Origin of the sequence: Idiomarina solivarensis, assembly GCF_033052755.1 — a bacterium.
Lineage (GTDB): Bacteria > Pseudomonadota > Gammaproteobacteria > Enterobacterales > Alteromonadaceae > Idiomarina.
On the sequence record NZ_JAVFHZ010000006.1, the window covers coordinates 55,954 to 68,752 of the forward strand.

11 protein-coding genes are annotated in these 12,799 nt (G+C 47.0%); 4 read left to right on the forward strand and 7 right to left on the reverse strand.

The annotated features are described in order from the left end of the window. Window positions 1-4: 4 nt before the first annotated feature. The 3 genes from fabV to RBK99_RS10820 all read right to left on the reverse strand — a co-directional run bounded on the left by fabV (window position 5) and on the right by RBK99_RS10820 (window position 2,180). A complete protein-coding gene (gene fabV / locus RBK99_RS10810) occupies window positions 5-1,183 on the reverse strand; it encodes an enoyl-ACP reductase FabV (protein WP_317504618.1) in 1,179 nt (392 codons plus the stop codon). Window positions 1,184-1,267: 84 nt separating this feature from the next. Next, the gene (locus RBK99_RS10815) at window positions 1,268-1,588 is read right to left on the reverse strand and encodes a BolA family protein (protein WP_317504619.1); all 321 of its coding nucleotides are present in this window, start codon (window positions 1,586-1,588) and stop codon (window positions 1,268-1,270) included. 118 nt (window positions 1,589-1,706) lie between these two features. Continuing rightward, a complete protein-coding gene (locus tag RBK99_RS10820; protein WP_317504620.1) occupies window positions 1,707-2,180 on the reverse strand; it encodes a hypothetical protein in 474 nt (157 codons plus the stop codon). 115 nt (window positions 2,181-2,295) lie between these two features. Here RBK99_RS10820 and RBK99_RS10825 point away from each other — a divergent pair, with 115 nt between their 5' ends. Further along, window positions 2,296-3,606 (forward strand): capsule assembly Wzi family protein, encoded by a 1,311-nt coding sequence (locus RBK99_RS10825; protein ID WP_317504621.1) that lies wholly within the window; start codon window positions 2,296-2,298, stop codon window positions 3,604-3,606. Here the strand turns inward: RBK99_RS10825 and RBK99_RS10830 are convergent. Genes RBK99_RS10830 through RBK99_RS10845 form a run of 4 tightly spaced genes read right to left on the reverse strand, consistent with a single transcriptional unit; the run spans window position 3,603 to window position 8,829 of the window. After that, entirely contained in the window at window positions 3,603-4,154 is a 552-nt protein-coding gene (locus tag RBK99_RS10830) for a PqiC family protein (protein ID WP_317504622.1), read from the reverse strand. The two genes, RBK99_RS10825 and RBK99_RS10830, sit on opposite strands and share 4 nt — an antisense overlap. After that, the gene (gene pqiB, locus RBK99_RS10835; protein WP_317504623.1) at window positions 4,147-5,787 is read right to left on the reverse strand and encodes an intermembrane transport protein PqiB; all 1,641 of its coding nucleotides are present in this window, start codon (window positions 5,785-5,787) and stop codon (window positions 4,147-4,149) included. Before pqiB ends, RBK99_RS10830 begins: the two co-directional genes overlap by 8 nt. Then, window positions 5,784-6,959 (reverse strand): paraquat-inducible protein A, encoded by a 1,176-nt coding sequence (locus RBK99_RS10840; RefSeq protein ID WP_317504624.1) that lies wholly within the window; start codon window positions 6,957-6,959, stop codon window positions 5,784-5,786. Before RBK99_RS10840 ends, pqiB begins: the two co-directional genes overlap by 4 nt. A 40-nt stretch (window positions 6,960-6,999) precedes the next feature. Further along, window positions 7,000-8,829, reverse strand: coding sequence for a cation:proton antiporter (locus tag RBK99_RS10845; protein WP_317504625.1), 1,830 nt, complete (start codon window positions 8,827-8,829; stop codon window positions 7,000-7,002). A 173-nt stretch (window positions 8,830-9,002) separates the two neighbouring features. On the opposite strand from RBK99_RS10845, the gene RBK99_RS10850 reads away from it, so the two are divergent. Genes RBK99_RS10850 through RBK99_RS10860 form a run of 3 tightly spaced genes read left to right on the forward strand, consistent with a single transcriptional unit; the run spans window position 9,003 to window position 12,737 of the window. Beyond that, the gene (locus RBK99_RS10850) at window positions 9,003-10,028 is read left to right on the forward strand and encodes a Fe(3+) ABC transporter substrate-binding protein (RefSeq protein WP_317504626.1); all 1,026 of its coding nucleotides are present in this window, start codon (window positions 9,003-9,005) and stop codon (window positions 10,026-10,028) included. 21 nt (window positions 10,029-10,049) lie between these two features. Next, on the forward strand, window positions 10,050-11,678 hold the full coding sequence (locus RBK99_RS10855; RefSeq protein WP_317504627.1) for an ABC transporter permease: 1,629 nt from the start codon (window positions 10,050-10,052) through the stop codon (window positions 11,676-11,678). Next, window positions 11,679-12,737 carry an ABC transporter ATP-binding protein gene (locus RBK99_RS10860; protein ID WP_317504628.1) on the forward strand — a complete coding sequence of 353 codons (1,059 nt, stop codon included), beginning with the start codon at window positions 11,679-11,681 and terminating at the stop codon, window positions 12,735-12,737. It begins immediately after the preceding gene. The last annotated feature ends 62 nt before the right edge of the window (window positions 12,738-12,799 follow it).

A 12,799-nucleotide genomic window follows, 5' to 3' on the forward strand; every position in this document is an offset into this window, starting at 1 on the left:
ACGCTTACCAGTTTACTTTTGGATCAATATCAGCATCATAATCAACATTATCGAAGCCAAAACCGAATAAATGCAGGAAGTCCTGATGATACCCTTCGTAATCAGCAACCTGATGGAAATTATCCTGGGTGACCTTATCCCAAAGCGCTTCGACCTTAGCCTGTGTTTCATCATTGGTCTCATAGCCATCCATATGCAGGCGGCCCGCTTCATCCAACTCAGGGTTGCTTGCATAAAGCCCTTCGGTGAACAGTCGATAGATTTGCTCGATACAGCCTTCGTGCGTTCCTTCTTCTTTCATCACTTTATAAATAAGTGAAATATAAAGAGGCATCACTGGAATCGCCGAGCTTGCCTGCGTTACCAACGCTTTTAATGAAGAAACATAAGCTTTCAGATTAAGGTCATCACAATCCGTTGCTAGTTGTGATGCCGCGCGATCAAGATCTTCTTTCGCTCGGCCTATGGTGGCGTGCCCATAAATAGGAAGAGTGAGCTTCTTACCTATGTAGGTATAAGCAGTAGTCTGGCAATTGTTAGCCAACACCCCGGCATCGTGTAACGCGTTAATCCAGCGCTCCCAGTCTTCACCACCCATCACTTTCACAGTATTAGCGATATCTTCATCTGTGGCCGGATCCAGTGTTATTTCGTGCACCTGATCCTTATCGGTATTGTAAGTTTTAGTGGTGTATTGTTTGCCTATTGGCTTTAACACTGAGCTGTATATTTCACCGTTTTCCGGATCTTTACGTTTAGGTGATGCCAGACTGTAAACAACGAGGTCAATTTTCCCCATATTCTGTTTAATGTACTCGATACTCTCCTGCTTAATTTCATCAGAAAAAGCATCGCCATTAATAGAATGGAAAGCTAAATCGGCGTTAGCCGCTTCTTTATGAAAGGCTGCCGTATTGTACCAACCAGCAGTTGCCGTTTTTTTCTCGGTAGGTTCTTTTTCAAAGCACACACCTAACGTATGAGCCTGACTGCCAAAAGCAGCTGTAATTCTTGAAGCCAGCCCGTAACCGGTGGAACAGCCTATTACCAAAACATTTTTGGGGCCATCGTTAACGGCAGGCTTATTTCGGATAAATTCGATTTGCCGTTTTACGTTTTCAGCACAGCCCACCGGGTGGGCATTGGTACAAATAAAACCGCGAATTTTTGGTTTAATGATCATAGTATTGTATCCCTGTTGTTCGCATTATTTTGGCTATTGTAACCAATGCGAACGCAGGAACACATCAGACATGCGTAATTTTTCTTAATTTGCCGCTATTTTTGAACCACCAAGGCAATTAGGTGAACGTCTCGACTCTCCCAACTGCTCCCACTCACCTTGGGTATACGTATGTAATGCCAAAGCGTGAATGTGATTCATCAATTCGTCAGCTAAGATTTTATTAACCGCTCGATGTCGATTAATGAGTCTTTCACCCGTAAATTTCGGTGTTACCAATACCACTTTAAAATGAGATTCTGCATTGGGACCGCCTGAATGCATATAGCTTTCATCTTCTACTACCAGGTGGATTGGCGTAAACGCTTCCCGTAATTTATTTTCAATAGTTAACCCAATAGACATGACTGACTCCTTCTGCGCTCGCCTTGATAATAAGCTTAGTTTATTTCTGTAAAGCGACAGAAATTTTTTACAAAGAATAATCTAACTCTACGAATTTTCGACAAATAAAGTTTGCTTGTTACTTAGAGTCATCCACTGCCGCATGACAAACCCGGGCAAGTGACGAAAGCTTCACGACAGCCGGGAATACGGCGTCTGCTACTTCGCCTTCCGTCGCAGAAGCCGGCTTGACCAAATAGTAGCGCTGGGCGCTGACGTTGCCTTCTCTCTGCCAGAGCAAAACACCGGTTTCGTCCAGAATTTTCGCTAACGCATTTAAGCCTTCCGTTCTGTAAGGAGGAAATGCTGTGCTCTCTCCGGTTAAACGCCAACCTCTCAACTCTCTTTCAGACCCCATTAACGCTTCGTTAATGCGGTCACGACAAAAGCTGAGTTCAATACTTGCCTTGCTTAGCTGCCAGTTTTCGTTAGGCAACAATTGCTCATCCAGGTTTTTAATTTCAGCACTGACTAACTCTCCGGCTGGCGGCTGTTCACAGCCACTAATAACCACAAGAAAAAGGGCTGATAAAAAACATCTTTTAAACGTCATATAATACCTCCAGAGTTTTCAATTATAACTGAAAAGCTCCGAGAAACCGTTGTCTTAGTGTTAAAATTTCTGGCAGTATATAATGCAATTTGTCATAGGGATTTAAATCAGTTTCATGTCACCCATTTCACTTTTTCGTAACGCACTGCTCGCAGGCGGCTTTAGCTTGCTTATTACCCCCACTGCGGTAGGCTCCGTATGGATTGAAGCGAATGATGTAGAGTTGCGGAATAGTCTGATTGTTTTAGCTGAATCGGGACTCATTAAAACACCAATTCAACAGTTCCCGATTACCTGGAAAAGCTTATTGCCTGAGTTGGACGCGCTTGAACTTCGTAAGTTAAGTGCCCCTCAACAACTTGCTTTACGCCACGTTCGTCATCAACTGGCGCAAGCTCAAAATGGGCCCAAGACCCGTTGGTATATAGCGGCTACAGACAGTGAGCAAGTGGTTAAGGACTATGGTGACGACACCTATGAAGAAGGGAAAATTAGTTTAAGCCGTACCCTGCACGGTACTCATTGGGCGGCAAGGATTCAGGTTAATTACCGACAAGATCCCTTCGAGGACGATAACAACAAAACGCTCGATGGCAGTTACTTAGCCTATAACCTTAATGATTGGAGTTTTAGCCTCGACTCGCTGCCGTTGCGTTGGGGGCCAGCTGAGCACAGCAGTCTACTTTTCTCCAACAATGCCCGCCCTATGCCTAAAATTCGAATTGATTACGCGCCTGACTACCCGCCGGCGGGCATGAACCCGTTTAAGCTCAGTTTTTTCAGTGCTTATCAAGATGACGGCTACAGCCACTACTATCGTATTGACGGCATTCGCTTTTCCAGCCAGTTGCTTCAACACCTGTGGTTTGGCGTGAGCGCTATCCAGCAAAACGCTGATGAGCGCCCTGACAACCGTATGTTGACGGCAGATGCACGCTCCGGCTTTGCCTGGGGAGTTCACCAGTTCTCCGGCTACCTTGAAGTAGGCATTGACCGTAAACTAGAAGCTGACGACAAACCCGCTTACACAATAGGAACTCAGTGGATGACGGGCTCAAAAGAGCGCCGTCATAGCGTGACTGTTGAGTACAGCCAGCTGGATGGTGGCGATGAGCACAACTTCTATACGCTTGATGAAAATAACCGCCCCTACTTCCTCAATCATCAGCGCAACCCCGGGTCACCTTTTCCCCGAGAGAGCCAGACCTTATCTGCCAGTTATCGTCAGTTTTCTGCGGATGGCTCAGCCTGGACGGCTTTGCTAAGTCACAGCAAAGCTGAAGGTGACAACACATTTTCACGGGCGTTATTTCGACGTACAGAGCCCGCATTTTCGGGACTTATTAAAATTTCGCTGCAATATCTTGATGGTCATCGTTACGATAACGAGGTTGGAGTGCAGTTAAGCGGAGAGTGGCGCTTTTAACGCGCCAGTTTCTGACTAACACCCAGACTAATAATATCCATTACATTAAGCCATGCCTTATCTAAGGCATTTACCAGTGCTGGATAGCCATCGCTTTTCAGAGGCACTCTCTCGGTAAAAGTTCCTTCAATCACAATTTGCTTAACCTCACTCTGATATTCCCAATGGCCCGCAACAACAGCTCTCGAATCGTTGCTTCCGTAGAAATCATCGACCCAAATAGTTAGCTTTCCTTCGCAATTATCGGCTAATAGTAAGCGTTGTGCACTGCGCTGCAACTGGTGGTTCAGGGGCGTGCTCCAGCGATGTTGTCGCGCGCTATTCCAGCGGGTTTCGCCCAACTGCAACACTAAGCCAGGTTTAGACGCTGAGCTGCCCACAAATACAGGGCGCTGATTGACGCCACACACCGCTTCAACCGATGTGCTCAAATGAGGTAAGCGATATTCTGTTACCTCATACGTTTTCGACGCGCAGCCAGCCAATAATAGAGCAGCTGCAAAGCAAAAGAATTTCAGCATTGTCATCATAAAATATTGTTTACTCATAAGCTTTTGGCTCCGGATCGGGCTCTACAGAGGGGCTGAAAATAAGCGAGTTTGGTTGTTCCTGTAATAATTTAATGACAGGTTGCAACTGTCGTGAAAGTTGTTCAATCTCAGCCAAAGTTTGATTTAACTGCTGTCTGGTTGGAGAGCCTTCACTCAAGCTGCCGGTTAGCTTTTCCAGTTGAATTAGGTTTTTCTTTAAAAGCTCAGGTAACTGCCGCATTTGCGGTTGTTGAAGTATCTCGCTGAGGCTATCCGACACGTTCTCCAGCTTTTGTGCCGTGCTATCAACTGACTTCATTGCCGTCGAGAAATCATTCAACCCTTGCTCAAGTGGTAATTGATTAAATTTATCCATCAGCGCGGTGAGTTTTTCTTCTAACCGTGCAAAGTCACTTGCCATTGAAGGCATCACCGGATATCCGGCAAAGCGTTCTTCTGTCTTCGCTTTATCTGCATTTGGGTAAAAACGGACGTCGACAAATAGTGTGTTGGTCAGCAAGTTTGACGCGCGAATATTAGCTCTCAACCCCTGCTCAAATAATTCTGGTAACCGTTTTCTCCAGCTTTCAATCTCAACATCGGCAACCAGCCCTCTTAAACGCTCAGGTTCAAACCGAATAAGAATAGGAATACGCTTCAACGGAGCTTCATCGCTTTCATCCGGGAACCAACGCAATGGCACTTCTGTGACCGTACCCACCCGAACACCTTTAAACTGAACAGGTGCTCCTTTATCAAGTCCAGAAACTGACTCATCCAGCAAAACCACATAATCAATACCGTAGGTGTAGCCTTGCTGCCTGGCCTCCTCTAGACTTTGAAATAGAACGAACTTTTCTTCTCCTTCAAGCTCCTCCCCTCTCGGCTGGCCCTCCGGCACACCAAACGTAACGCTGGCTCCCAACAGAGACTCCAATGAACCTAACGCCAGATCCAGTCCTTGTGAGCTCCACTGAATAGAAACACCACGCTGTAACCAAAAACGGGTATTCTTCGTCAGCAGCTCATCGTAGGGGGCTTTTACAAAAATTTGATAACGCGTTTGTCGCTTATCAACCAGGAATTCAGACTTTTCAACCTGGCCAACGGTAAACCCTTGATATTGTACAGCGTCCCCAACCGCTACGGCCGTTTGGCCCTCGCTCGTCAAGGTTAAACGATAACCAGGCGTTTCCTGTGGTGTAACCGGGGGCTGTTCTAATGCTTCAAAATGCGATTGGCTTTCCTCTGAACCACCCGGCTGCAAACGAATATAAGCGCCGGATAATAGGGTACTGAGTCCGCTGACACCTTGCCTGCCTATTCTTGGTTTAACCACCCAGACGCGTGTGTCCGTATTCAGCATTCGCGCTGTTCCATCGTTCATTGCAATTTCAACAACCGCTAAAGAAAAGTCTTCCGATAAACGCACAGCAGTGACCTGACCAACATCCACATTACGAACTTTTACCTGGGTCTTTCCAGGGTCGATACCCTCGGCATCCGCCACTGCAACCGTAATGGTAGGCCCTGTGCCCCGCGTATCCTGCCAAATCATCCAAAGTGCTACAATTAGGGCAAGTAAAGGCACTATCCAAACAGCGGAAATACTTGAAGCCCTGCGAATGTTACTCGTTGAACCATCAGTCATTTATTTGCCTCTCGCCAAAATAAGCGCGTATCAAAACTCATTGCTGCGAGCATCGTCAGAATAACAGCGACAGCAAACGAAATTGCGGCACTGCCCGGATAAACCGACATAACCTCTCCACTTCTAACCAAAGCCACTAGTATCGCAACGACAAAAATATCGATCATTGACCAACGCCCTATCCAGTCAGTCACTTTAAACAACAATAAACGGTGCCGTACGACCCTCGGGGTTTGCCAGCTGGCCAATAACAGCAGTGTTGCCAGAGCCAAAATTTTCGCAACAGGAATCATCAGACTTGCAACAAAAACAATAATAGCTATTGGTTTATCACCACTTTGCCACAGTTCAGTTACCCCACCAATAATTGTGGCAGCATGACTATCACCAAATCGTACGGTTTCCATAACCGGCAGCCAATGAGCCGGAATTAACATAATAGCGCCAGCAAGAATTAATGCCACCGTTGTTCCCGGCTTACGCCACCAGGCTGTTCGTTGAGGCTCCGAACATTGATAACAAATGCTTGCGTCCTCTAAATTCGGGGCGTGGCACAGTGGACAGGTATGTAACCCTTGTTCATGTGCTGTCATGCCGGCCTTTGCTGAATGCTCTGGCTCTTTAGTTGCAGCAAAATGTCGCCACATCGGCGTGTTTCTTGCTCGTTCATAAACGAAAAGTAATAACACCACAAAACCACTGAAGCTCCAAAAGCCCGCTAACAAACGAACATCTGCCAAACCGGATATTTTCACCAATGCAACCAGCGTACCAAGCAGAAAAACATCCGCCATTAACCAAGGTCTCAGGTGTGTGACCATACGCAGGACATACCGATTAACGGCGTTTACCCCCGTATTTTGGGCAATGCCGTATAGCCAAATAATGCTGATAAGATAAAGGACAGGAATAAGTATAACGGTTAGAAGAACCAAAACTGCCAGCACTTTCTCGTGAAAATACGATAGCTGCCAGGCTGCATCCATTAACGTCATTGACTGTTCGACTCCTGCCGCTGAGTACCGAATAAAGTCAACGGAAAGACTCGCCAAAAGTAACATCAGAGCGGCCGTTGCAATAGCCACTAATTTGGCGTAGCGAGTTTCACTACCACTTTCTAAAAAGTGCCCACACCGAGGGCACTCTGCTATCTCATTTTCAGAAAGGTCCACTCGCTTGCTTACCCAGTCACATTGGGGGCAAACAGTGACTTCACTCCTTTTTTCGTGAGTTGCCCTGCTCAGTCTCATTTTCTTCAGGCTCCGCAGAAATCATTGCCACTACGACCCAACCAGGCTGGGGTATTAATTCCCGTTCAGTGGTAAAAATGTGAAGTTTTTCGGTGTCATCCAGTGCAAACATTGGTAACGCGCGAGTTCCGTATTTTTGCTGGTAATCGGCAAAACTAAAACTGTCTGTAATCGGTGTCGATTTAATTTTAGCCCCTTTAAAGTGCAAACTCGCAAGTTTTGAGTAAGTAACACTTTCGCCAAACAAGTTTAAGGTTTTTCGGTAGCTTTCCGTTAATTGGTGACTGGCACGGTAATCTTGCTCACCGCCGTTCAATCCATGCACCTTACTGGAGCCAAACCAATCCTGATAATACATGGAAACTAAAGGATTAAGCTGCTTATAAGGCGACATTACCAAGAGTCTGCCCAGACCCGTTAGATCGATATTATTGGCCGCATGTTCCGATGCCGGATTACCAAAATACACCGGTAGGTTATCCATACGCGCAAGCTTAATATTCTCCCAGTTCGTGTCCGCAAGACGCACCGGAATACCGCTTTCCTGCAAACTCTTGGCAACCGCTCTCGCCATTTGGTTCGCTCCAAAAATTAGAAAACCGTTTGCTGAGGGCTCCAATAATCCGAGCAATCTGGCAAGTGGCTTCGCGGTCAAGCTTTGCAGTACCACCGTCGTCATGATGACGAGAAAAACCAGAGGAACAACAGCCGAAGCCTCTGCCCATCCTGACTCTTCCATTTTTAAAGCGAATAAGGCTGAAACGGCCGCTGCAACGATACCGCGTGGTGCAATCCAGGATAACAGCAGCTTGTCTTTAAACTTCAACTCTGTGCCAATTGCTGATAGCCAAACCGCCAGCGGACGTACCGCGAATAAAATAATGGCTAATAGGATAACAGCAGGCATTCCCAAGGCATCAAACTCGGCAAAGTTGAGTCGCGCTGCCAAAATGATAAACAAAGCGGAAATAAGCAATACGCTCAGAGTTTCCTTGAACTCCAGGATTTCTTCCATATTGAGGTTTCGCGTGTTCGCCATGACCATGCCCATAACCGTGACTGTCAGTAGGCCTGATTCATGCTGAATGGCATTTGATAGCGCAAAGACGCCAAGTACAATCGTTAGGGTCGCGACATTTTGCAGGTAGTGAGGAAACCAGCCTCTACCCAAAGCCAAGCCTAATAAGCGAGCGGCTCCCCAGCCTAACGCAAAACCAATAGCGACGGTTGTTGCAAAAGCCTGCAGTGCGTGCAGAAACGCGGCATCCTGACTGGCAATAATGAATTCGTAAACTAAAACGGCTAACAAGGCACCCAGCGGATCAATTATAATGCCTTCCCAGCGCAAAATATTAGCGAGTTTATTAATGGGTCTGATAGAGCGTATCATCGGTTGAATAACCGTGGGTCCGGTCACCACGACTAAGGCACCGAACAACGCTGAAATTTCCCACCCGTACCCCATAATAAAGTGTGTCAAAATTGCGATAACGACAAAGGTGACCAACATACCAATGCTGACCAAGTTCGTTACCATACGTCCATGACCACGAATTTCTTCAAATTTCAGGGTCAAACTTCCCTCAAACAGGATGACCGCAACAGCCAGCGAAACAAAAGGGAACAATAAGTCTTCAAATAACGCATCGGGCTCGAGTAACCCAAGAGTGGGTCCTAGCAATAAACCACAGATTAATAACGGTAATATCGCAGGCAACTTTATGCGCCACGCTAACCACTGACAAGAAATGGACAGCACACCAATCAGGGCAAGCATAGATAAGTCAGACATAAATTCTCCACTGAAAACAAGTCATTTTAGAATAGCAGAAGCGAACACCTTGACTACCCTCAAATTGAGAATTTAGATGACTATTTTTTAAATGAGAATGGCTATCATTATTTGTTTTGTTTGATATAATCTTCTCGTTTCTAGCAAAAGCGTTCGTTAAGGAGTCATTTAGAATGCGTAAGTTTACCTCGTTACTTGCAATACTTGCTGCGACTTCTGCGACACTGGTGTCTTTCACTAGCGCCGCCGCTGAAGTTAATATTTACTCAGCGCGAAAAGAAGCCCTGATTAAACCGGTTTTGGAAAAGTTCACACAGCAAACCGGTATTGAAGTTAACTTATTGACCGGTAATGCTGACGCGCTGCTTGCTCGTCTTAATTCCGAAGGCAAAAACACGCCAGCGGATCTGTTCCTGACCGTTGACGCAGGCGCGTTACACCGAGCGGTCGAGGCTGGCGCATTTCAACCGGTTACCTCCGACATTATCAGCGAAGCGGTGCCCTCCCATTTTCGTTCCTCTGACAATTTATGGGTTGGTTTAAGTCTGCGCGCTCGTCCTATCTTCTATTCGCCAGAGCGAGTTGACCCAGAAGAACTCGAGTCTTACCTCAGTCTGGCGGATGAAAAATGGAATGATCGCATTTGCATTCGTTCTTCCAATAATCTTTATAACCAATCGTTGGTTGCTGCACTGATTGAGCATCACGGTATTGAAAAGACAGAGAAATGGGCAGAAGGCTTTGTCGAGAATTTTGCCCGCAGCCCAGTTGGAGGCGATCGTGACCAGATTAAAGGCATTGCTTTCGGTATTTGTGACGTTGCCATTGCAAACACTTACTACTTCGGTCACATGTTAAATTCCGATAACGCAGATGAACGCGCGGCTGCAGAAAAAGTCGATATATTCTGGCCAGCTCAGGATAAGCAAGGTACGCACGTGAATGTTTCTGGCATTGGTATTACCAAACACGCCAAAAACGTTGAAGAAGCCCAAAAACTTATTCAGTTTCTGGTTTCTAAAGAGGCTCAAGAGTGGTACGCCCAGGTCAATTATGAATATCCAGTCCGTGAAGGCGTGGAATGGAGCAATACACTGCAAAAATGGGGTGACTTCAAACAAGACGATATCCCCATGGACGTACTCGGCGAAAATAACGACGAAGCCGTCCGCTTGATGAATCGCGCTGGCTGGCGTTAATTTGTCTCAGGAGTTATCTAAATGAGCCGTGGCACACTGTTGCTGTTTGCCGTCGCGGTTTTGATAGGGCTACCACTCATTGTGGTAGCTTTGTCTTTGCTGAGCCCTCAGTGGGAAGTGTTACATCACCTGTGGCAAACCGTGATTCCCGAATACATAGCTCATTCGATGATCCTGCTAGTGGCTGTAGGAACCGGGGTCACGCTTTTAGGCGTTAGTACCGCGTGGTGTATCAGCCAGTACGATTTCCCCGGCTGGCGCCTGTTTGGCTGGGCACTTTTACTCCCACTTGCCATGCCGGCCTATATTACCGCTTATACCTACACAGGCTTACTCGATTACGCCGGTCCGGTTCAAGAACTGATTCGGACCGTTTTTTCGGTCAACATCGGCGACTATTGGTTTCCACAAATTCGCAGTCTGGGCGGCGCCATATTTGTTCTATGCGTTGTGCTTTATCCGTACGTCTACCTCATCACTCGTGCTGCTTTCATGCAACAGTCGACAACCGCCTTTGAAAGTGCCAGGACACTCGGCGCCAGCTCGTTCCGAAGCTTTTGGCGAGTGGCGTTGCCGCTTGCCCGTCCAGCAATAGCAACCGGGGTAACACTGGCTTTAATGGAAACACTAGCAGATTACGGTACCATGGAATATTTTGGGGTCACGGTATTTACCACTGGGATCTTCCGCACCTGGTACGGGATAGGGAATGCTCAGGGAGCACTGCAACTGTCCGCTATCCTGTTGGTTTTTGTCATGGTTCTCATCATGGTAGAGCGTTACTCTCGTCACCGAGCTCGGTTCTATCAGCAACATGCTACAACAACCCCACCTCAGCGCAGGCCATTAAGCGGCTGGCGAGCAGCAGTTGCTGTTTGTGTGTGCGCCGTGCCGGTCATTTTAGGGTTTGTTATACCGGCAACACAGCTTCTTTGGTGGTCTGTTCAAAAATCAGAAATATGGCAGCAAAGTTCGTTCTGGATACTAACTTTTAATACGCTCTGGCTTGGGTTACTGGCAGCGTTAATTACCGTTGCTCTGGCGCTCTGGCTTGCCTACGGACGCCGCAGACACCCGACCAGACCACTACGGGCAGCAATTAGCCTGGCCGGTATGGGGTACGCTATTCCCGGAATCGTCATTGCGGTAGGCTTATTGTCCCCTTTATCCTGGCTTGATAAGCAAATCATCAGTATCAGCCAGTGGTTATTTGAGTTTAATCCGGGACTACTCTTCTCGGGCACGGTTGTTGCCCTTCTCTTTGCTTACAGTGTTCGCTTTTTGTCTGTGTCCCTGCAAACCGTTAACTCGGGGTTGGAACAAATCACACCGCAAATGGATGACAGCGCGCGGACTCTGGGAGCCAGTGGCAAACGCATTCTTTGGCGAGTGCACCTGCCTTTGCTGCGCAGCCCATTGCTGGCAGCACTGATTTTAGTGTTAGTGGATGTTATGAAAGAACTGCCTGCCACTTTAGTTTTACGTCCTTTTGATTTTAATACTCTAGCGGTGCGCGCATTCGAAATGGCATCGGATGAGAGGTTATCTGACGCCGGACCGCCCGCGCTCATGATTGTCGCAGTCGGCATCATTCCGGTTATTATGCTGTCGCGGGCGTTACGCAACCATTCAGTCAAAACAGGAGAGTAAATGAGTACCTTACTGAATATTGACGCAGTCAGCATCCAATTGTCCGGAAATGTCATCGTCGACAACCTAAGCTTATCCTTAGAGCCCGGTGATATTGGTTGCCTGCTCGGCCCAAGTGGTTGCGGTAAAACAACATTGCTGCGCGCTATCGCCGGCTTTACTCCGGTGTCAGAAGGAAAGATTCAGCTACATGGGAAAACCGTGTCATCCAGCCGGACTCAAAAGCCGACTGAACAGCGTCATGTGGGTATGATGTTTCAGGATTTCTCATTGTTTCCTCATCTGACCGTGGCTGATAATATTCGGTTTGGCATTAACCGCCTTGGCAAGAAACAACAAGATAGCCGAGTGGATGAGTTATTAGCCCGAATTGACCTCAATGGGTATCAAAACCGCTATCCACATGAGCTTTCGGGAGGGCAACAACAGCGCGTCGCTCTGGCGAGAGCCTTAGCACCGAAGCCTAAATTGATGTTACTGGACGAGCCCTTTTCCAGCCTTGATGCCGAACTACGGGAAGTACTGACTCATGATGTCAGGCGGTTGCTTAAGGAAGAAGGCATTACCACTTTACTGGTCACTCACGATCAACAAGAAGCTTTTGCTATGGCGGACAAAGCGGGAGTAATGTACTCGGGTCAGCTACTCCAATGGGAAACCCCATACGCACTTTATCACCAACCCACTCATCAATTGGTCGCGGATTTTATTGGAAGAGGAGTACTGCTCAACGGTGAAATAAAAGAACAAAAACTGCACTGCAGCTTTGGGGTGATTGAACACCGGCAATTAATCAATAAACCCAATATGAGTGTGAATTTTTTGGTTCGTCCGGACGATGTGCTCATTAACAACGACAGTAACATGAAAGCAACGGTTGTCGGCTGTGGTTTCCGCGGCTCTCATTATTTATACAGTTTAGAGCTGACAGACGGAAGTCAGGTCTTGGCCGTTGGGCCCTCTCATCAACCACTAAAAACAAATGAAAGAATTGGTATTGATATCGACTTTGATCATCTTGTGGTTTTTGACTCATCGCTGTGCGAGCTTCCCGACTGATAGTCACTTAAAACAATGACAACTTAAGCGCCTGACTATAAACTTTGAGTAATTGTTTTAAG

What these genes read in the sequence shown, in the direction of transcription:
- fabV (WP_317504618.1), bottom strand. Translation starts at nt 1,183, where the DNA reads ATGATCATTAAACCAAAAATTCGCGGTTTTATTTGTACCAATGCCCAC.
- RBK99_RS10825 (WP_317504621.1), top strand. Translation starts at nt 2,296, where the DNA reads ATGTCACCCATTTCACTTTTTCGTAACGCACTGCTCGCAGGCGGCTTT.
- pqiB (WP_317504623.1), bottom strand. Translation starts at nt 5,787, where the DNA reads ATGACTGATGGTTCAACGAGTAACATTCGCAGGGCTTCAAGTATTTCC.
- RBK99_RS10820 (WP_317504620.1), bottom strand. Translation starts at nt 2,180, where the DNA reads ATGACGTTTAAAAGATGTTTTTTATCAGCCCTTTTTCTTGTGGTTATT.
- RBK99_RS10850 (WP_317504626.1), top strand. Translation starts at nt 9,003, where the DNA reads ATGCGTAAGTTTACCTCGTTACTTGCAATACTTGCTGCGACTTCTGCG.
- RBK99_RS10830 (WP_317504622.1), bottom strand. Translation starts at nt 4,154, where the DNA reads ATGAGTAAACAATATTTTATGATGACAATGCTGAAATTCTTTTGCTTT.
- RBK99_RS10845 (WP_317504625.1), bottom strand. Translation starts at nt 8,829, where the DNA reads ATGTCTGACTTATCTATGCTTGCCCTGATTGGTGTGCTGTCCATTTCT.
- RBK99_RS10815 (WP_317504619.1), bottom strand. Translation starts at nt 1,588, where the DNA reads ATGTCTATTGGGTTAACTATTGAAAATAAATTACGGGAAGCGTTTACG.
- RBK99_RS10855 (WP_317504627.1), top strand. Translation starts at nt 10,050, where the DNA reads ATGAGCCGTGGCACACTGTTGCTGTTTGCCGTCGCGGTTTTGATAGGG.
- RBK99_RS10860 (WP_317504628.1), top strand. Translation starts at nt 11,679, where the DNA reads ATGAGTACCTTACTGAATATTGACGCAGTCAGCATCCAATTGTCCGGA.